This window comes from Streptomyces sp. NPDC087310 (genome assembly GCF_044744405.1).
In the GTDB taxonomy this organism is placed as follows: domain Bacteria; phylum Actinomycetota; class Actinomycetes; order Streptomycetales; family Streptomycetaceae; genus Streptomyces.
Window position 1 is genome coordinate 256,917 of the sequence record NZ_JBIUYF010000001.1, and the last position, 18,029, is coordinate 274,945.

Consider the following 18,029-nt stretch of genomic DNA (forward strand, 5'->3'; position numbering starts at 1 on the left):
CCCGCCCGTCAGTCCCTCGGCAGCCCCAGGGACCGCAGCGGCACCGGCAGGGACCGGCGCAACTCGCGCTCCCAGTAGGCGGACTCGTGCGCGCCCGTCGCGACCAGGGCGGCAAGGGCGCGGCGTAAGCCTCGTGTTCGGGGCATGGTCCCTCCTTGTTCGGGTCGTGCGGGGCAGGACGGCCTCGCGCGGGAGGAAGTTGCCCGATATGCGCCCGATCCGCCCCGGAGAAAACCCGGAATCACCCGGCGGCGGTTCCCTCTTGTCGGAGCGCTCCCGCTGCGGGCAGCATGCCGCCATGTCTTCCCTCGCTCCCGCCGTGCGCCCCTACCGTCCCGAGGACCTGCCCGCGCTGTACGACATCTGCGTACGCACCGGTCACCAGGGCCGGGACTCCCGGCAGCGGTACCCGGACCACGACCTGCTGCCGAGCATCTTCGCCGCGCCCTACGCCGTACTGGAGCCGGAGCTGGCCTTCGTGGTCGACGACGGGACGGGCCGGGCGGTCGGTTACGTGCTCGGCACCGCCGACACCGCCGCCTTCGTCACGGCGTTCCGTGAGGTGTGGCTGCCGCCGCTGACCGGCCGGTATCCGGCGCCGACGGGGCCCGCCCGTACCCCGAGCGAGGAGATGATCGCCCTGCTGCACCGGCCGGAGCGGATGGTTCTGCCCGAACTGGCCGGGTATCCCGCGCACCTGCACATCGATCTGCTGCCCGAGGCCCAGCGCCGGGGGCACGGCCGGGCGCTCATGCACGCCTTTCTCGGCGCCCTGCGCCACCAGGGCGTCGAAGCCGTCCATCTGTCGATGTCCACCGCCAACACCCCGGCCCGCGCCTTCTACGACCGGCTCGGCTTCCAGGTGATCGCGGTGCCGGACCCGGGTCCCGTCACCTATCTCGGGCGTTCGACCGCCGTGGACGAGGGCCTCACCCACCGCCCTTCCTCGTGACCGCCGCGGACGCCGCGCCCAGCGCCCCGCCGGCGACCAGCAGGACGACGCTCACATAGATCTCGTAGCCGTCGAAGAAGCCCATCCTGGAGACGACGGACCAGGGCTGGAACCACCCGTCGGTCAGTTCGTACAACAGACCGCCCACCCCTTGGGACAGCAGAACGAAGCAGAGGAATCCGAGAAACGTCTTCACCCGCCCAGGCTAGAAAGAGCACGTCGGGGCTGCTATCGGCCATCGGGCGCGGCATCCGGTACGAAAGTCGCCGGTGCCGCGCCCGCGGTCATCCCAAAGTCGCCGCGCCCCGGCCGGCGTCCGCGATCCGGATCGTCGCCCGGGTGGTCACCCCGCCCACGGTCACCGCGAGCGTGACCGTGCCCGGCCGCAGCGCCGTGAGGGTGCCGGTGGCCGGGTCGAGGACCGCCGCGTGGCGTGGCCGGGCGCCGTCGCGGTCGCCGATGCGAAGGTTGAGGGAGCCGCTCCAGTCGGCGCTGAGCGGAAAGCCGACGGGGACGGTCCGGGCGCCCTGGGTGACCGTCGCCGTCACCGTCGCGCCGCTGCCGGGCGTCAGGGTGGCCGGGGCGTCGAGGGTCAGCGCGTCGGTGTGCGCGCGGGTCGCCACGGAGACCCAGTCGGGGCCGCCTCTCCACGGGTTCAGCCGGGCGGCCGTCCACGCGCCCTTGGAGACCTGGTCCACCCCGACGAGCGACCAGCCGGTGAAGCCGCCCTCGCCGGGCGGGGCGGCGGGCGCCTTGCCGGAGTTGCCGTTGATCAGATACGGCACGCCGTCCACCCGCGAGGCGTCGAAGACCCCGACGTGGCCGCCGATGAACCCGGCGCCCTTGCCGGTCGTACGGCGGAACTCCGCGAGCCACTGTTCGAGGAGGGCCGCCTCCTTGCGGTCGCCGAGCCGGCTGGCCTGCTGGACGGTCGGGTCGCGCGGCGGTACGTGCTCGATCACCATCACCGAGCCGATGCTGTCGTCCCGCGCCGCCGCGTCGAGTTGCTCGCGTACCGTCCTGATCTGGGCGAGACCCCCGCCGCGCAGGGTCAGACCGGAGGTGTCGAGGGTGAGGAAGCGGGTGCCCCGGTGGTCGAAGACCCGCTGGGCGGGGCCGAACCGCGCCACGAACTCCTTGATGGAGCCGCCCATCACCTCGTGGTTGCCGGGCACGTAGTACCAGGGCAGGGTGTCGCCCAGTTCCTCGGTCAGGACGGTCCGGGCGAAGTCGAGGTCGGCGGGTGAACCCTCGTCCACCAGATCGCCGTTGACGACGAGGAAGTCCGGCTTCGCCGCCTTGATCTCGCGCAGGGTACGGCGGGCCTGGGCCACGATCGCGCTGTCCGGGTCGCGGGCGACGAACTGCGCGTCGGACATCACCGCGAACCGCCAGTCCCGCCCGGCCGTCCCGGCGACCGTGTCGATCAGCGGATCGGCCACGCGGGGCTGTACGGGCAGTTCGACGGCGGGCGGCACCTGCGCCGTCAGCTCGTCGATGACGATCTCCCCGGTGTACTGCCGGGTGGCGGCGGTCTCCGCGAGGTAGAAGCGGTGCACGGCGAGCGGGGTCGCCGCCCCGGCCGGTACGTCGAAGGTCACCTGCCGCCAGCCGGTCCAGGTGATGTACGGGCCGCGCAGCAACTGGTCGGAGCCCGCCGCGTCCTTGAGGTGCAGGGTGGGCCAGGCGCCGTGGCCGTCGCCCTTGATCCAGAGCTTGAAGGACTGCGGCTGCCCGGGCACCGCGATCCGCAGCGGCGGGGTGGCGTAGGCCGCGCGGGTCGCGGTGGAGCGGGTGAAGTCGTACGCGAGGGTCAGCCCGGTTCCGGTGCGGCCGTCCGGGGTGGCCGCGACCGAACCGTCCGCCCGCGCCTGGCTGAAGGTCCAGGACGCGGCATCGTCGAAGCCGGAGACCTGCTGTTCCTCCAGTCCGACGCCGACGGCGAGCGCGGTGGTGACGCCGCCGACGGTGGCGGTGATCCGTCCGGCGACGCCGTCCTTCAGCGCGGCGACGGTGAAGGAGCCCCGGCCGTCGTCGGTGACGGAGAAGAGCGTGCGGTCGTACCGGAGGGTCACGTCGCGGGGTTCGACGGGGGCACTGGTGCCGTGCGCGTCGAGTCCGACGATGCCGAAGGTGCCGGTGGCCGTGGCGTCCGCGAGGCCGACGCGCACGGTGGTCGGCAGGATCCGGGCGAGGGGGCCGAGCACCGTCAGCTCCGTGGAGCCGTGGGCGCGGCCGTGTTCGGCGCGTACGGGCGTGGTGCCGCCGGACCGCGCGGTGAAGACGCCGTCGCGGTCGACCCGGCCCACGGCGGGCCGCAGGGTCCGCCAGTGCGGGGCGCCGGCCGCGGGTCCGTACGTCTCGTCGTACCCGGCGGCCGTCAGACGGCGGGTCAGCCCGGGGAAGACCCGCTCGGGGTGGCCGCCCTTGACGGGGTCGACGGTGGGGGCGGCGCCGGGGGGCGTGCGGGTCTCGACCCAGAAGCCGGTCAGCTTCCCGCTGCCGTCGGGGGCGGTGAGGGCGAGGCCGTTGGGGACGGTGCGCTCGCTGCCGTCGGAGGGGCTGTTCTCCACCCGCAGCGCGTCGCTGCCGGGTGTCCGGGCGACCAGGGTGGAGGAGCCGCCACCGTCGAGGTTGAGCGCGCTGTACGCACCGGCCCGCGCCATCATCAGGCCCAGTTCGGTGAGGGTGACTCCGCCGCTGTCGGCCTGCCGGCCGTCGACGGTGATCACGTGCATGGTGGCGCCGTCACGGGAGAAGCCGACGGCGGTGCGGGGCGCGGCGGTGTTGTTGCCCTCGCCCTCGTGGCTCACCGCCCTGCCGTCGGTGACGAGGAGTTCACGCCCCCCGACGGCGGTGCGCGGCACGGGGCCGCCGTCGTCGGTGCGCGGCCGGTACTCCAGGGTGACGGGGTCGCCCGGGCGCAGCGCGGCCAGCGCCTCGGCGCCCGCTTCCCGGCCGACCAGGACGGTCGTACCGGCGGCGACGGGCCCGGTGCCGGGCCGGCCGGTGACGGAGACGACGCGCCCGTCCCGTACGGCGGCCTCGGCGACCGGGGTCGCGCGGTCGACGGTGAGCGCCCGGTCGGCCTCGCCCCAGGCGGCCGTATAGGCGCCGATGCCGCCCGCGGGCACGTTGGCCGCGTTGTACGCCTCCAGCGCGCGGGGCCCGGAGGGGAGGGTGACGGTGCCGTCGAAGTAGAGCCGCAGGACGCGTCCCGCGCCGCCGGGTCCGATGCCGACGGCCTGGTGGGCGCCGGGCGCCGGGGAGTGGACGACCTCGCCGTCCGCGATGCCGGGGCCCTGGGGCGCGCCCGTCTCGTTGATGTCGAAGAAGTCCGCGTTGATCGCGGCGACGGTGCGGCGGCCCGGCCCCGGATCGTGCCGGGCGGCGAGTTCGGAGACCGTACGGCGGTCGGAGACCTTCCCGGTGGAGAGGTAGTCGGCCCGTGTGCCGCCGCTGCCGAGGTCGACGGAGAGGGTGTCGACCCGCAGCCACTTGTCGGATTCGAGGCGGTCGTACGAGGACAGCCGGATCCCGGGGGCGACGGTCCTGGCGGCGTGGGCCGTCTCGATGCCGTCGCCGTCGGCCACGGAGCGCACCGCGGTCGCGGATCCGGCGGCCCCGGCGGCGGCGCTCGCGGGCGGCGGTGCGACGGGCCGCAGGACCTCCGCGGCGGTACGGGGGCGCGGGTCGGGGGTGGAGTCGGCGGCGGACGGGGCGCTCGCCCCGACGGTCAGGGCGGTCACGGCCGCGAACAGCACGGCGGTCCGCCCGGCGATGCGTGGGCCCACAACTTCTCCTGGATGACGGTGAGTACACCTGGGTGAGCGCGGTCCGTCACGGGGGCGACAGACCTGGACGAGTCCAGGATTGCCGTGCACACGCCAATGAACCAGGGGTTCGCGGGAACGGTGCGGAGAACACGCGGTGACGAGGTCGAACGGTCAACGGCACGCGGGCCCGTCAGGTCACGGCACGCCCGACGCGTCGAGCCGAGAGACGCCGCGAGGTGCTGCGAGGTGCTGCGAGACGCGCGAGGCCCTAAGGGGCCCTAAGGGGCGCTACGAGGCTTACGAGGTCCCGGGGGCGCGGCCGGGTCCCGGGGCGTCCCGGCGCAGGAGCAGCAGCGCCATGTCGTCGCCGCCCCCGGGCTCCCCCACCGTGCCGAAGAGCAGGTCGGCCAGTGCGGGCAGCTCCGCGGGGCCGGTCCGTACGGCCTCCCGGAGCGCTTCGAGGCTGTCACCCAGATCGACGCCGGGCCGTTCCACCAGGCCGTCGGTGCACAGGAGCAGGGTCTCGCCGGGGCCGAGCACCCCCGTGGTCACCGGATAGCCGACACCGCCCTGTCCGGCGAACTCCGCGGAGAGACCGAGCGGCAGCCCGCCGGCCGTCTCGATCCACTCGCAGCGCCCGTCGGCGTGCCGCAGCAGCGGGTCGAGATGCCCGGCGCGCACGATCCGCAGTCCCCCTCCGGCCAGGTCCACCTCCACGTACGTGCAGGTCGCGAAGCGTTCGGTGCCCAGTTCGCGCAGCAGCGCCGAGGCGCGGGCCAGCGCGGTCGCCGGCGGGTGCCCCTCGGCGGTGTACGCCCACAGGGCCATCCGCAACTGGCCCATCACCACGGCCGCGTCCGTGTCATGGCCCTGGACGTCACCGATGGTCAGCCCCACCCGGCCGCCGGGCAGCGGCAGTACGTCGTACCAGTCCCCGCCGACACTCCGGCCGAGCCGCGCCGAGCGGTACCGTACGGCGGTCAGCGCTCCGGGGATGTCGGGGATGCGCCGGGGCAGCATCGCCTGCTGAAGCCCCTCGGCGAGGTCGTGTCGCTGCTCGTACAGCATGGCGCGCTGCAGGCTCTGCGCGATGGAGCTGCCCAGGGCGAGCAGCAGCGTGCGCTCCTCGTCACTGAAGGCGCCGGGCAGCGGGGAGAGCAGTCCGAGCACCCCGATCGGGGTGGCCTGGGCGATCAGTGGGAGATAGGCGCCGGAGGCGACCGAGAGCGAGGCGATGTACGGCCAGAGCAGCGGGTAGGAGGCCCTGAACTCCTCGCGTGAGGCGATGAAGCGGGGCCGCCGGGTCCGTACCACCTCGCTCATCGGGAATCCGTCGTCGACCCGGGTGTAGCGCAGTTCCGGTACGTACGATCCCGTGCGCCCCTCGGCGACCAGCCGGATCCGTCCGCCCTCGACCACGCCGAGCATCACGCTCACCGCGGTGAGATGGCCCAGCGCCTCCGGGTCGCGCAGCACGTCGAGGACGTCCTCGACGCTGGACGCGCGGGCCAGCAGGGCGGTGGTACGGGCCACCACCCCGGTCAGTCTGCGCCGCGCCTCGGTCAGATCGCTCCGGGCGGCGGCCTGGGCCAGCTCGCGCTCGGCGCTCCGTACGACGCCGATGAGCCGACGGGGCCGTCCGCCGGCGTCATGGCCGAGGTAGCCCTGGGCGTGTGCCCAGCGTGGGGCTCCGTCGCGCGGCCTGACCCGGAAGTACGCGCTGTGCCGGGCGGTGCCGGCCTTGAGGGCCCGGGCGGCGAGGGCCTTCAGCCGGGCGGCATCGGCGTGCGGGATCCGGCTCATGAGGGTCGCGGGGTCGCCGCCGTACTCCCCGGGGAGCAGGTCGAGCACGGCGAGGGCGGCCGGGTCGAGGTGGAGCAGCCCGCTGTCGAGATCCCAGTCGAAGCTGCCCATGCGGTTGAGGGCCAGGCTCCGGTCCGGGCGGGCCGGCCAGTCGTCCGGCAGCGGTACGGCAGCCGGAGGTGCGCCCCGATCGGCCATGGAGCAACCATCTCACCGATCGGCCCTGGCCACTCCCGGAGGAGCGGGACCGGGTCGTCGGGATGGGCGGCCACCGGGAACGGGGGGCGCGGGGCGGCGGCATTTTCCGTCCGGACCACTGCGCTGACCAGGTGATGATCCGGATGTGCGCAATCGAATGGCGGCTGGTCCGTTACCCAGCGTGAGTCCGGGCGTTGAAGTGCGTGAAGGCCGTGCATCGTGCGGCTGTGCTCGAAACGTTCAAGGAGAAACTTGATGTCGCGTATCGCGAAGGCAACCGCTGTTCTCGTCGGCACGGGTGCCGTCCTGGCCGGTGGCGCCGGTATGGCCGCTGCCGACGCCGGCGCCGAGGCGGCGGCCATCGGCTCGCCCGGTGTCCTGTCCGGCAACGTGGTCCAGGTGCCCGTGCACCTCCCGGTCAACCTGTGCGGCAACACCATCGACGTGGTCGGTCTGCTCAACCCGGCGTTCGGCAACCAGTGCGCCAACCTGTCGGGCGAGCACCACCGCGCCGGCTACGGCGGCTGAGGCCGGCCTGACGGCGCGTGGTCCCGGGCCACGCGCCTCCGAGTGAGGGACGGCCCCCCGCGTACACACGCGGGGGGCCGTCGCACGTACCGCCGCTCGAACGCGGCGTACGGTCAAGCGTCGTAGCGGTACAGGTTCCGGTGGTCCAGGAGCGCGGACGGCGTGACGTTCCAGGGCGGCATGGGCTCCTCCAGGCTCAGCGCCCGGCCCCGCTGCGGATCCCCCGCGCCCAGCTTGGACCTGGGCAGATAGGTCGCCTTGGGGTGCTTGCGCTGCCAGCGGTCCCAGAGCAGGTCGACGAAGGCGTGGTGGAGCCAGAACACCGGGTCGTTCGGGGAGTCCGCGCCGAGCATGTGCCCGCCGATCCAGCGGTGGACACGGTTGTGGTTGCGCCAGCGCTCGGCGCCGCCGGACGTCCACCCCTCAAGACGGTTGCGGAAGCCGGTCGGGACGGTCGAGTCCCAGGGCGGCGCGTCGTACACCGTCTCGTTCATCGCCCAGGCCAGCTCGTCCTTGGTCGGCAGGGCGATCGGGGCCGAGGGGCGCCCCAGAGCGCGGGTGAGGTACTTCCCGGCCGTCACCTTGCCCTGAATCGTCCAGTTGCCGTTCCGGTACGCGAAGGGCCCGGTCGTGACCTGCTGGTCGCCCGAGCGGCCGGTGCCGCCGAGGAAGTCCTCGCCCCACAGCGCGGCGGCGGGGGTCCGGTCGGCCGTCCAGTCCCAGTACGGGACGCTCACGTTCGGGTCGACCCGCTGGAGGGCCCGCTCGAAGTCCAGCAGGAAGCGCCGGTGCCAGGGCAGGAACGAGGGCGCCATGTGCCCGGCGCGTACCCCGCCCTCCGCGTCGGAGACGTAGTACTGGGTGTGGACGCGGACGAACTCCTCGTACTCGCCGCGCCGTTTGAGTTCGAGTACGGCGCCGACGAAGCGCTTCTTCTCTGCGCCGGTGAGCGCGCGCTGGTTCTTTCTGGTGTACACCGGTGAGGGGCTCCCGCCGTCAGATGTGAGGATCCGGTCCGTGGTGCGGTCCGTGGACCGGCCCGGCGGGCGACAGTTGGGCTCCGCCGAGGTCGTCGACGGCCGCGCGGGCCGCTTCGAGCGGGGTCGCGAAGGACTCGTAGTGGTTGACCACGCTCAGATAGCTGCCGTCCGCCCTGCGCATCACCTGGAGCGGCCGTCCGTCGATCCGGATGTCGGGCACGGGTACGGCGCGGACGGCCGCTCCCGCGGCGATCGCGGTGGCCGGGCCTGCGGCCCCGGGGCCGACCCGGATGTGCCGGCCCCGGTAGCTCTCCTCCAGGGCCGCCCCGCCGGTCGCTGCGCCGTACGGCGGTGACGGTACGTGCGGCGCCGTACCCCGGCCCGCCCTGACGACGGGGGCGAGCGCCGCGGATGTCCCCGCGACCATGCCGAGGGTGAACAGCGCGCGCAGGAAACGGCGCCGGGTGCGGTGCGGGCCGCCCACCCGTGGCCCTCCGGCCGGCACCGGGATTCCGCCTGGCATGAGACCTCCCTCTCGTCGTCCCGAACAGGACAACGAGAGGGAGCCCATACGGTTCTCCCCGTCGTCAGACGATGCCGACGACGGTCACCGTGACCCGTACCGGACGCCCCGGGTCCGGCAGCACCTCCGTGGCCGCCGCGCAGACGGCCGCCCGTACGGCGCGGGTGACGTCGACGGTGCGGTGCCCCGTGCGCGCGACGAGCTGAAGGTCGAGATGGAACCCCGTGGCGCCCTCGCCCACCTGGCGGACCCGTACCCCCGTGGAGTTCGGGGCCGGCCGGGTGACCGGGCGTCCGGCGCGGGAGGCGGCGGAGGCGCGCAGCAGCTCGACGAACCCCGGGCGCAGGAACGCCACTCCCGGGACCCGCCGCGCGACGTCGGCGGCCACGAGGGCCAGCTCTTCCTGGATCTTCCGCTCGGTCATCGGTCTCCCCCTTCCTGCTCGTCGTCGGCGTGGTGGTCCTCGTCGGTGTGGTGGTCCTCGTCGAGGAGGTCGACGACCAGGACGTCGATGCGCGCCACCTCGATCCCGATGGCGTCCCTGGCCGCGTCGGCGACCCGCGCGCGGACCGCCTCCGCCAGCTCGTGCAGGGGCCGCCCCAGGCCGGCCGCGACCTCCAGCCGGACCTGGACGGGACCGCGGTCCGCGGGCCCGCCCGTACCGCTTCCGGTGGCGCGCGGCTCCAGCGGGCCGATCCGGCAGCTTCCGGCCCGTACCCCCGGCAGGGTCTCGGCGGCGGCGCGGAAGGCGCGGGCCGCCGCGGCCTCCACGATCCAGTCGTCCTCCTCGGGGGCGCCCAGCGGCAGCGTCCGGCCGGGGCGCAGCTCCAGGCGGACGATGTCCATGATGCGGCCGGTCAGCTCGGCCGGTGGCGTCCCGTCGTCGGTCTCCTCCTGGCGGGCCCGGCGTACGGCCTCGTCCAGCGACGTCAGATCGGCCAGGGCCGCCGTGCAGTGCGGGCAGTGCGCGAGGTGCGGGTCGGCCGCGGTCTCCCCGGCGTCCCACGCCTCCCAGACGTCGATCAGTTCCCGGCCGCACGGCAGGGGTTCCTCCTCGGGCGTCACCGCGTCCTCCGGTGTCCCTTCTGTCTCCCCGTGGCGGCCGGGATGCGCGTTCAGCGCCATGCGCTCATCGCCTCCGTCAGGTAGCGGCGTGCTCGGAAGACCCGGCCGCGGACCGCCTGAAGGCTGATTCCGACCGTCTCCGCGATGTTCTCGTAGCTCATGTCGTGCAGTTCCCGCAGCACCCAGCAGGCGCGCTGCTCGGGTGAGAGGCCCGCCATCGCCACGGCCAGGGCGCGGGTGGCCGCGTGGGACTCGGCGACCCGCGCGGGTGAGGACTGGTGTTCGGGCGCGGCGGGTTCCGGTACCGAGTCGAGGTCGGTGGCCGGGCGGCGCGCGCGCAGTTGGTTGAGGCACCGGTTGGTGACGATCCGGTACATCCAGGTTCTGAAGGCCGACGCGCCGCGGAACTCCGGCAGTTTGCGCCAGGCGCTCACGAACGCGTCCTGAACGGCGTCCTCGGCCTCGGTGCGGCTGCCGAGGAGACGTGTCGCGAGCTGGAGCATGACCGGACTGTGCCGGCGCACCAGCGTCTCGAACGCCTCTTCGTCGCCTTCGCCCGCGCGGACGGCCAGCAGGCCGTCGTCGGACCGCCCCTGTTCCAGGACCTGGTCCGGCGCGCGTGCTGACAGCTCATTCCCGTTGCCGGGCACTCACCGACTCCTTTCGACGCCCCCGTACGCCCGGTTGGACACACGGCACGGCTCATCGTCACGCGCGAGGAAACACGACAGGGAAAGTCGCGGATTCGGCGTGACGATCTCCCCGGCACGGAGTCCAACGAGTCGAGAGTCCCCGGGAGCCGGGTGACCGGACGAGAAGTCAGGAGGCTGTCCCGTGACAGCGACCCAGGAAGCACCCGTCACCACCAAGAAGTCCGTGACCGGGCAGGGCGGCAGCGCCGCGGGTTCCACCACCGTGGGCGCCGGGGCCGTGGGCGCGAACGAGCCGGCCGCCACGCGCGGGCGGACCTCCATCGCGGATGTCGTGGTCGTGAAGATCTCCGGCATGGCGGCGCGGGAGATCCCCGGTGTGTACGACATGGGCGGCGGCCTCTCCCGCACGATCGGCGCCGTGCGCGACCGGGTGCCCGGCGGTCGCCCCAACGTCGGGCGCGGGGTGAAGGTCGAGGTGGGCGAGCGGCAGACCGCGATCGATCTGGATCTGGTCGTGGAGTACGGCGTCGCCATCACCGATGTGGCCCGTGACGTACGGGAGAACGTGATCGCCGCGGTCGAGCGGATCACGGGTCTGGAGGTCGTCGAGGTCAACGTCACGATCAACGACGTGCATCTGCCCGAGGACGAGAACGACCCGGGTGTCACCGAGGGTCGCGTCGAGTAGGTCGTGCGGGCACGCGACGCCGTGCCCGTGACCGAGTGCCGGTGACCTACTGCCTTATCGAGTACGAGGTGAATGATGAACACAGCCGTGGTGGGGCTGGCCGCGGGGATGGCGCTGGGCTTCGCGGGCTGGTTCGGCGGGTTCGGGGCCTTCCTGCTGGTGGCCGCGCTCGGAGCGGTCGGCTTTGTCGTGGGCCGGCTCGCCGACGAGGGCCGGCTCGGGGAGCTGTTCCAGCCGGGTGAACGGAAGCGCTGGTGACCGCGGCGGCGGAGCCCGCCGAGCGGGGCACGACCCGGGTCGCCGACCGGGTGGTCCGGCGGATCGCCGGCCGGGCCGCGGCGCGGGCTCTGGGGCCCGGCGGCGAGGTGCTGCGGGTCTCCGCCGAGGCGGGGGACGGCGGTTCCTGGCGGCTGCGGCTCGATGTCGCACTGGCCTATCCGGTGCGGCTGGAGGCGGCCGGGGAGCGGCTCCAGGAGGAGGTCACCGCCCGCACCGCGGAACTCACGGGTCTGAGGGTCGGTCGTACGGAGGTACGGATCGGCCGGCTGGACCCGCGTGCGGCGGCCGTTCCCGGCCCTCGTACGGAGGCGGACACGGCGGCGGCCGAGACGGGCGCGGCCCGGCGCCGGTCCCGCCGCCCCTGGTCGGAGCGGCGGGTGCCGGCGGCGGTGCTCGCCGCGGGCGGCGCGGCGCTCTGCGGGCTGCTCCTCGCGGACGTGGTCGCGGTGGCGCTCGGCGGCACGGCGGCCGGTGCGCGGACGCGGCTGCTGCAGTGGGCGTCCGAACAGGACGCCGGCGGCACGGCGGTGACCGTGGGCGGCGTGGTGGCGGTCGTCGCCGGGCTGTGGCTGCTGCTGACCGGGCTCACCCCCGGGCTGCGCGGACGGCTCGCGATGGCGGACGCGGCCGACGGGACCCGGGCGGCACTCGACCGGGCGGCGGCCGGCGCGCTGGTGCACCACGGCGCGGCCGGGGTGCCGGGCATCTCCCGGGTCCGGGTGCGGGTGGGGCGCGGGGGCACGGCGGTGCGCGCGACGGTCGGTTTCGGCGATCTCGACGAGGCCCGGGAGGGAGTGGCGCGCGCGGTGGCTGAGGTGGTGGAGCGGCTCGGTCTGGCGAGGCCGCCCCGGATCAGGGTGCGGATCTCCCCCGACCCGCACTGGCGCGCCCCGGACTCCGGGACGGCCCGGCCCCCGGAGATCGAAGCGGCGGCCGAAGCGGTGACCGTAGCGGCGGCCGACGAGCCGTCAGGCACCGCGCCCACCGCACCGGGCGAGCATGAGAAGGAGAACGCCGATGCCCCGGCCGCGTAACGTCACGAACCGCGCTCTGCTGACCGTTCCGGGCGCCGCGCTGGTCTGCGCCGGCGGCTGGGCGCTGGCCGGGAACGCCGCCGTACGGGAGCGGCTGCCGCGCGGCCTGCCCGCCGCTGACCCCGGCGCCGTGCTCGCCGGCCGTGGCGCGCTGGGCAGGGCCCGTGAACAGGGCTGGTGGACCCCGTCCGTGATCGCCGTGCTCTCCCTGGTCCTGCTGGCGCTGGTGTGGTGGCTGCTGGCCCAGGCGCGGACCCGGCAGCCGGGGGTGCTCGCGCTGCCGCGCCCGGGGCTGGGGCTACGCGCCGGGGCGCTGGCCCGGGCGATGGCGGAGCAGACGGAGCGGCTGCCGGGGGTGGACCGCGCGCGGGTCCGGCTCTCGGGGCGGCCCCGTCGGCTGCTCGCGACCGTCGACGTACGGCTGTCGCCGGGCGCCGACCCGTCCGGGGTGGTGGAGCGCGTCACCGCCGGGGTACTGGCCGACGCCCGCGCGAGCGGTGCTCCGGTACGGGTCGACGCGCGGGTACGGTTCCATGGCCCTGCCCGGCGGGGAACGGGGTACAGGATCAGTGGCCGGGTGCGCGGTGACGGTCCGGGTCGGGTCCCGCCGGTGTGATGAGGCAGGCTGTGACCTGCGGTCGGTCGCCGGCCGGGCGTCACGTTCGAGCACGCAGGAGGCAGAGTTGTCCGCCGAGGAACCCGGGCACGGGGAATCGTCGCCGTCCGGCGACGGCCCTGATCCCGCACGGCCGGAGCCCGCACTGCCGGATCCCGCACGGCCGGGCGCCGGTCGGCCGGGCGCCGGTCGGCCGGGCGCCGGTCGGGGCAGCCGGTTGGCCGGCGCGCTGAAGCGCACGCCTCTCGCGCTGTGGCGGGACGACGCCACGGACCGGGCCGCCGCGCTCACCTATTACGCCGTTCTGGCGATCTTTCCGGCGCTGCTGGTCACCGTCTGCTCCATCGGGCTGGCCGGACCCGACGCCAGCGGGAAGCTGGCGAACCAGGTCGCGGCCATCGTGCCGGGGCAGTCGCAGGGCCTGGTGCACAGTTCGCTGGAGGAGATGGCGCGGCAGCGCTCCGCGGCCTGGCTGCTGGCGGCGTTCGGCACGGTCGGCGCGCTCTGGTCGTCCTCCAGCTATCTCGGGGTGTTCCGCCGGGGGTTGCACGCCATGCACGGCGCCGTCGACCACCGGCCGCCGTGGCGTACCGCGCCGCGGATCGCGCTCACCGCCTGCGCGCTGCTGGCGCTCCTGGTGACCAGCGCCATCACGCTCGTGCTGACCGGCGAGGCCGCCGCGGCGGTGGGGCGGGCGCTGGGGATGGGTACGGCGGTGCGGCTGATGTGGAACGCGCTGAAGTGGCCGCTGTTGCTGGCGATCGCTGCGGTGCTGGTGCTGATGGTGTTCCGTACCGGTCCGCCCGGGACGCGCAGGCTGCGGCGCGCGCTGCCCGGCGGGATCCTCGCGGTGGTGCTCTGGCTGCTGACCTCGGCCGGGTTCGCCGTCTACACGGCGCACGCGGGCACGTACAACCGGCTCTACGGTTCGCTCGCCGGGGTCATCGTCTTCCTGGTCTGGCTCTGGGTCACCAATCTCTCGTTGCTGGCGGGCGCGCAGTTCAACGCCGAGCTGGCCCGCGGTGAGGCGGTGCGCGGCGGTGCGGCGGCCGGTTCCCTGCCGGCGCCCGCCGTGAGCGCTCCCGCGAGCGGCACCGTGCCGGACGTGCCCGCCGGGGCCGGCCGACGGGCCGGCTGAGCGGACCGTACGGACGACGTCCGCGGCGTCATCGCGCGCGAAGGGGCCGGTGCGGGCGGGAAGTCCGCCGCACCGGCCCTTTCACGTGCCCCTGTTCCGCGCTCAGCAGCTCAGGTTGGATCCGGGGGTGGTGCCCAGGATCTGGGTGAACCTCTGGTAGTTGTTGATACGGCTCTGCACCTGCCCGGGGTTGCCCCCGTTGCACTCGATGCTGCCGTTGATGGAGCGGATGGTCTCACCGAAGCCACGGCCGTTGACCATGGCGTTGTGCGGGGTCATCGTGCCCGGGCCCGTCTGGGTGTTCCAGTACCAGAGGGCCGTCTTCCACGCCACGGCCGCGTCGGTCTGCACCAGGTTGGGGTTGCGGAGCAGGTCGATGCCGAGCGCGTCGCCCGCCGCCTTGTAGTTGAAGTTCCAGCTCAACTGGATCGGTCCGCGCCCGTAGTAGGCGGCCTGTCCGGCGGGGCAGCCGTAGGGCTGGCTCGCGTCGCAGTAGTGCGGGTAGTTGGCGGTGTTCTGCTCCACGATGTGGACGAGACCGCCGGTCTCGTGGCTGACGTTGGCGAGGAACGCCGCGGCTTCCTGCCGCTTGACCGTGTCGCTGCCGGTGTTCGCGAACCCGGGGTAGGCGCTGAGCGCCGCGGTCAGTCCGCTGTAGGTGTAGAAGGAGTTCCGGCTCGGGAACATCTGGTTGAACTGGCTCTCGCTGACCACGAACGAGCCCGAGGGCGGCGGCTCGGTCGGCCCGCCGGTGCAGGTGTAGGGCTCCCAGTACCAGGTGGAGATGACCGGGTCGTAGCCCGGGTTGTCGTGCTCGGCCCGGTAGAGCCGGCCGTCGGTGTACCGGACGATGTCACCGGCGACGTACGACCGTCCCGCGGCCCACGCGGGGTAGTCGCAGCTCGTGCCGGAACCGCCACCGGGGCTCGATCCGTCACAGCCGCCCTGGTCGGCCCAGACGTCGCTGGTGCCGGGGGCCTCGCCCTGCGTCCACCACTTGGCCGACCAGTTGCGGCCGTTGTACGAGGCGGTGGCACCGCCGGTGTAGACGGCGGACGCCGACCAGCCCGAGGCGCAGGCCGCGGCGGACGCCGGGGTGGCCGGCAGGAAGATCACCAGGGCGAGGGCCGCTGCCATCGCCGTGAGGAATGCAAGTGCGCGCTGTCTCAAACGACTCACTCCTTCGCGCGAGCAACCGGCGTCCGGCGCTCGCCATGGGGGGTGAGACAGAACCAACCGGAATCGCGTGCACCTGTCAAGGTCTAGACCAAGTTGGGGGTGGCGCGGCGTCACTTCCCGGCCGTCAGTGGCGTGAACGCGCCAGTGTGGAGGCGCGGACCACCAGTTCGGGCTGGAGCACGATGCGCCGGTGCGTGTGCGCGGCGGCGCCGTCCCCCGTCTCCTCGATGAGCAGATCGGCCGCGGCCCCGCCGAGCTGGACGGCGGGCTGGCGCACCGAGGTCAGGGGCACCGCGGCGGCCGAGGCGAACTCGATGTCGTCGTACCCGACGAGCGCGATGTCCTCGGGCACCCGGACACCCGCGTGGTAGAGGGTCTGGAGCACCCCGAGCGCGAGCAGGTCGTTGGCGCAGAACACCGCGCCGGGGCGGGGATCCATGCCCAGCAGCCGCGCCCCGGCGTCCCGGCCCTCCGCGACATCGAGGCGCGCGGCCTCCACGTGCCGCAGCGCGCCGGGCGGCAGCCCCGCCTCCGCGAGGGCCAGCAGCGCCCCCTCGCGGCGGTTCCTGCACTGCGCGAGATGCATCGGGCCGCTCACGTACACGATGTCGCGGCAGCCGCCGCGCAGCAGATGGCGTACGGCCAGGGCGCCGCCGCTGACATCGTCCACGGAGACCGAACAGCCGTCCGCGCTCGGCACGATGCGGTCGACGAGGACGAACGGGATGCGGTGGCGGCGGAACGCGTCGAGGTTGCGGCCGCTCAGATCGGCCGGGGTGACGAGGACGCCCCGTACCTGCTGCTCGGAGAAGAGCGTCAGATACGTGGCCTCCTCGGCCGGGGACTCCGCGCTGTTGCAGAGCATCACGCCGAGCCCGGCGGCGCGCGCGGAGCGCTCCGCTCCGGAGGCCACGTCCACGAAGAAGGGGTTGGCCATGTCGAGGACGAGCATGGCCAGAATGCGGCTGCGGCCCGCGCGCAGTTGGCGCGCGGACTCGCTGCGCACGTAGCCGAGCCGTTCGATGGCGGACAGGACGCGCCGGCGGGTCTCCTCGGTGACGGACTCGGGGCGGTTGATCACATTCGAGACGGTGCCCACCGAGACACCGGCCGCGCCGGCCACGTCCTTGATCCCCACCGGACGTCGCATCAGACGGAGACTTCCACGAGCTCCAGGCCGGACAGGCCGGAGAGCGCGCGCAGTTCCGGCAGGAGCCGGCCGGTGGCCAGGGCCCAGTGGTGGCCGACACCGCTGGCGCTCCACGCGTCGGTCCACTCGCCCGGGTCGCAGCCGAAGTCGACGCGGGAGGTGGTGTTGCCGATCTCCAGGTGCGGTCCGTCGACCACCTCGCCCTCGGCGGCGATCAGCCGGTAGCGGCCGTCGCGGGTCTGGCCGATTCCGACCAGGGTGACGGGGCCGTGCCGTACGTCGAACTCGACGGAGACGCCCCAGCCGCGCTTGCCGTGGTAGACGCCGAGTCCGCGCAGCAGGGGCCGGCGCGCGCTGATGGCGAGGTGTCCGGGGCCGTCGTGGCCCATCTCCACCACGCCGGCGTCGAAGTCCAGGGCCTGGAGCTCGGTGAAGGAGCCGCCCGCGCCGAGCCGGTCCGTGACCAGCATGGCCAGCGACGTACGCAGCTCGTACTCGCCGCAGGCCGGGATCCCGCGCGCGGTCAGCAGCGAGGAGCCGAGGATCATGCCGGCGCCGAGCCGTTCGTGGATCTCGGCGTCCAGGCCGCGGTGGTAGTACGCGAGGGAGTCCAGGTCGAAGTCGGCGACGAGCCGGTCGAGACCGACGGAGACCTTGGCCGCCCAGCGCAGGTCCTCCGCGACCACCGAGTCGGCGAGTTCGAAGACCTCCCGGGTCTCGTCCAGCTTCGCGGACAGTTCGTCGTCGCTCACCTTCTCGACCCGGACCCGCAGGTCGTCGAACTCGACGACCTCGACATGGCCGCCGAGCTGTCCCGGGACCATGGTGAGGTCGGTCGACACGTCGTACATCCCCGGGTAGAGGTGGCCCATCAGCCCGTGCCGGCCGCCGCGCAGGACGGAGCGGACCCCGGCGGCCCGGATCCAGCGGCCGATGCGCCCCCAGGCGCGCTCGTCCTCCAGATGGCCGGAGACCGAGCGGAAGGGGACCCCGACGCGCTCGAAGGCGTTGGCCATCTCGGGCAGCGGACAGGCACCGCAGTAGGCCAGCCACTTGCCGGTGTCGAAGGAGGCGTGGTCCATGGCCGGGGACGGCTGGAGGTTGATCAGCAGGACGGGCGCGCCGCTGCGCTGGGCGACGGGGACGAGCATCGTGGCCGTCATGTAGGTGGTGAGGAAGCCGACGATCAGATCGCAGTCGGCGGCGCGCAGCTTCTCGGCGGCCTCGGCGCCCTCCCGCGCGTCGGAGATGAACCCGACGTCGACGACCTCGGCGTCGAACTCCCTCATGCGCTCGGTGACGCGGGCCGCCGAACTCCGGAGCTGCGGGAGGAGGTCGGGGAACTGGGGCCAGTAGGCGCCCAGACCTCCGGCGACCAGCCCGATCCTCGGCTTGCGGGCTACGGCGGGCGTACGGGCGGCAGGGCGGGCGGGGGTACGTGCGGTCATGGCGGCTCCTCTGTACCTC

Annotated in this window: 18 protein-coding genes and 1 pseudogene; 7 read left to right on the forward strand and 12 right to left on the reverse strand. The window is 74.0% G+C overall.

The window, feature by feature from the left end:
* Positions 1–8: 8 nt before the first annotated feature.
* Positions 9–146: a hypothetical protein gene (locus ACIO3P_RS01135; protein ID WP_401849755.1), complete on the reverse strand. Its 138-nt coding sequence runs from the start codon at positions 144–146 to the stop codon at positions 9–11.
* A 152-nt stretch (positions 147–298) separates the two neighbouring features.
* Between ACIO3P_RS01135 and ACIO3P_RS01140 the strand changes: the two genes are divergently transcribed.
* Positions 299–952 (forward strand): GNAT family N-acetyltransferase, encoded by a 654-nt coding sequence (locus tag ACIO3P_RS01140; RefSeq protein ID WP_401849757.1) that lies wholly within the window; start codon positions 299–301, stop codon positions 950–952.
* Here ACIO3P_RS01140 and ACIO3P_RS01145 read toward each other — a convergent pair.
* From ACIO3P_RS01145 to ACIO3P_RS01155, 3 genes and pseudogenes are all read right to left on the reverse strand, one after another.
* Complete coding sequence (locus tag ACIO3P_RS01145; RefSeq protein ID WP_329822747.1) at positions 930–1,148, reverse strand: hypothetical protein; 219 nt, start codon at positions 1,146–1,148, stop codon at positions 930–932. The two genes, ACIO3P_RS01140 and ACIO3P_RS01145, sit on opposite strands and share 23 nt — an antisense overlap.
* An 88-nt stretch (positions 1,149–1,236) precedes the next feature.
* Positions 1,237–4,746 carry a phosphodiester glycosidase family protein gene (locus tag ACIO3P_RS01150; protein WP_401849759.1) on the reverse strand — a complete coding sequence of 1,170 codons (3,510 nt, stop codon included), beginning with the start codon at positions 4,744–4,746 and terminating at the stop codon, positions 1,237–1,239.
* A gap of 300 nt (positions 4,747–5,046) precedes the next feature.
* Positions 5,047–6,729: pseudogene (locus ACIO3P_RS01155) on the reverse strand (SpoIIE family protein phosphatase); the annotation flags it as partial.
* Between the two features lie 255 nt (positions 6,730–6,984).
* On the opposite strand from ACIO3P_RS01155, the gene ACIO3P_RS01160 reads away from it, so the two are divergent.
* Positions 6,985–7,257 (forward strand): chaplin, encoded by a 273-nt coding sequence (locus tag ACIO3P_RS01160; RefSeq protein ID WP_329822746.1) that lies wholly within the window; start codon positions 6,985–6,987, stop codon positions 7,255–7,257.
* A gap of 113 nt (positions 7,258–7,370) precedes the next feature.
* Here the strand turns inward: ACIO3P_RS01160 and ACIO3P_RS01165 are convergent, their stop codons facing one another.
* The 5 genes from ACIO3P_RS01165 to ACIO3P_RS01185 form a co-directional block, all read right to left on the reverse strand.
* Positions 7,371–8,234 carry a tyrosinase family protein gene (locus ACIO3P_RS01165; protein WP_401849761.1) on the reverse strand — a complete coding sequence of 288 codons (864 nt, stop codon included), beginning with the start codon at positions 8,232–8,234 and terminating at the stop codon, positions 7,371–7,373.
* A gap of 19 nt (positions 8,235–8,253) precedes the next feature.
* The gene (locus ACIO3P_RS01170; RefSeq protein ID WP_401849763.1) at positions 8,254–8,760 is read right to left on the reverse strand and encodes a tyrosinase family oxidase copper chaperone; all 507 of its coding nucleotides are present in this window, start codon (positions 8,758–8,760) and stop codon (positions 8,254–8,256) included.
* A 64-nt stretch (positions 8,761–8,824) separates the two neighbouring features.
* On the reverse strand, positions 8,825–9,184 hold the full coding sequence (locus tag ACIO3P_RS01175; RefSeq protein ID WP_329822743.1) for an Asp23/Gls24 family envelope stress response protein: 360 nt from the start codon (positions 9,182–9,184) through the stop codon (positions 8,825–8,827).
* Entirely contained in the window at positions 9,181–9,885 is a 705-nt protein-coding gene (locus ACIO3P_RS01180) for a hypothetical protein (protein WP_401849765.1), read from the reverse strand. Before ACIO3P_RS01180 ends, ACIO3P_RS01175 begins: the two co-directional genes overlap by 4 nt.
* Positions 9,876–10,475, reverse strand: coding sequence for an RNA polymerase sigma factor (locus ACIO3P_RS01185; RefSeq protein ID WP_401849767.1), 600 nt, complete (start codon positions 10,473–10,475; stop codon positions 9,876–9,878). The genes ACIO3P_RS01180 and ACIO3P_RS01185 overlap by 10 nt, the downstream gene beginning before the upstream one ends.
* A 184-nt stretch (positions 10,476–10,659) precedes the next feature.
* Between ACIO3P_RS01185 and ACIO3P_RS01190 the strand changes: the two genes are divergently transcribed.
* From ACIO3P_RS01190 to ACIO3P_RS01210, 5 genes are all read left to right on the forward strand, one after another.
* The gene (locus tag ACIO3P_RS01190) at positions 10,660–11,166 is read left to right on the forward strand and encodes an Asp23/Gls24 family envelope stress response protein (protein ID WP_401787438.1); all 507 of its coding nucleotides are present in this window, start codon (positions 10,660–10,662) and stop codon (positions 11,164–11,166) included.
* Between the two features lie 75 nt (positions 11,167–11,241).
* Entirely contained in the window at positions 11,242–11,424 is a 183-nt protein-coding gene (locus tag ACIO3P_RS01195) for a hypothetical protein (RefSeq protein WP_329822785.1), read from the forward strand.
* Positions 11,421–12,479 carry a DUF6286 domain-containing protein gene (locus ACIO3P_RS01200; protein WP_401849769.1) on the forward strand — a complete coding sequence of 353 codons (1,059 nt, stop codon included), beginning with the start codon at positions 11,421–11,423 and terminating at the stop codon, positions 12,477–12,479. The genes ACIO3P_RS01195 and ACIO3P_RS01200 overlap by 4 nt, the downstream gene beginning before the upstream one ends.
* Complete coding sequence (locus ACIO3P_RS01205; protein ID WP_401849770.1) at positions 12,463–13,095, forward strand: hypothetical protein; 633 nt, start codon at positions 12,463–12,465, stop codon at positions 13,093–13,095. Before ACIO3P_RS01200 ends, ACIO3P_RS01205 begins: the two co-directional genes overlap by 17 nt.
* 217 nt (positions 13,096–13,312) lie before the next feature.
* Complete coding sequence (locus tag ACIO3P_RS01210) at positions 13,313–14,233, forward strand: YihY/virulence factor BrkB family protein (protein WP_329822738.1); 921 nt, start codon at positions 13,313–13,315, stop codon at positions 14,231–14,233.
* 102 nt (positions 14,234–14,335) lie between these two features.
* On the opposite strand, the gene ACIO3P_RS01215 is transcribed toward ACIO3P_RS01210, so the two are convergent.
* The 3 genes from ACIO3P_RS01215 to ACIO3P_RS01225 form a co-directional block, all read right to left on the reverse strand.
* A complete protein-coding gene (locus tag ACIO3P_RS01215) occupies positions 14,336–15,403 on the reverse strand; it encodes a glycoside hydrolase family 19 protein (protein ID WP_401787426.1) in 1,068 nt (355 codons plus the stop codon).
* Between the two features lie 133 nt (positions 15,404–15,536).
* Positions 15,537–16,562 carry a LacI family DNA-binding transcriptional regulator gene (locus tag ACIO3P_RS01220; RefSeq protein ID WP_329822736.1) on the reverse strand — a complete coding sequence of 342 codons (1,026 nt, stop codon included), beginning with the start codon at positions 16,560–16,562 and terminating at the stop codon, positions 15,537–15,539.
* Complete coding sequence (locus ACIO3P_RS01225) at positions 16,562–18,010, reverse strand: L-fucose/L-arabinose isomerase family protein (RefSeq protein WP_329822735.1); 1,449 nt, start codon at positions 18,008–18,010, stop codon at positions 16,562–16,564. Before ACIO3P_RS01225 ends, ACIO3P_RS01220 begins: the two co-directional genes overlap by 1 nt.
* Positions 18,011–18,029 lie beyond the last annotated feature (19 nt).

Coding starts and splice junctions, on each gene's coding strand:
- ACIO3P_RS01135 (WP_401849755.1), bottom strand. CDS start 146: ATGCCCCGAACACGAGGCTTACGCCGCGCCCTTGCCGCCCTGGTCGCG.
- ACIO3P_RS01140 (WP_401849757.1), top strand. CDS start 299: ATGTCTTCCCTCGCTCCCGCCGTGCGCCCCTACCGTCCCGAGGACCTG.
- ACIO3P_RS01160 (WP_329822746.1), top strand. CDS start 6,985: ATGTCGCGTATCGCGAAGGCAACCGCTGTTCTCGTCGGCACGGGTGCC.
- ACIO3P_RS01170 (WP_401849763.1), bottom strand. CDS start 8,760: ATGCCAGGCGGAATCCCGGTGCCGGCCGGAGGGCCACGGGTGGGCGGC.
- ACIO3P_RS01175 (WP_329822743.1), bottom strand. CDS start 9,184: ATGACCGAGCGGAAGATCCAGGAAGAGCTGGCCCTCGTGGCCGCCGAC.
- ACIO3P_RS01180 (WP_401849765.1), bottom strand. CDS start 9,885: ATGGCGCTGAACGCGCATCCCGGCCGCCACGGGGAGACAGAAGGGACA.
- ACIO3P_RS01195 (WP_329822785.1), top strand. CDS start 11,242: ATGAACACAGCCGTGGTGGGGCTGGCCGCGGGGATGGCGCTGGGCTTC.
- ACIO3P_RS01205 (WP_401849770.1), top strand. CDS start 12,463: ATGCCCCGGCCGCGTAACGTCACGAACCGCGCTCTGCTGACCGTTCCG.
- ACIO3P_RS01220 (WP_329822736.1), bottom strand. CDS start 16,562: ATGCGACGTCCGGTGGGGATCAAGGACGTGGCCGGCGCGGCCGGTGTC.
- ACIO3P_RS01225 (WP_329822735.1), bottom strand. CDS start 18,010: ATGACCGCACGTACCCCCGCCCGCCCTGCCGCCCGTACGCCCGCCGTA.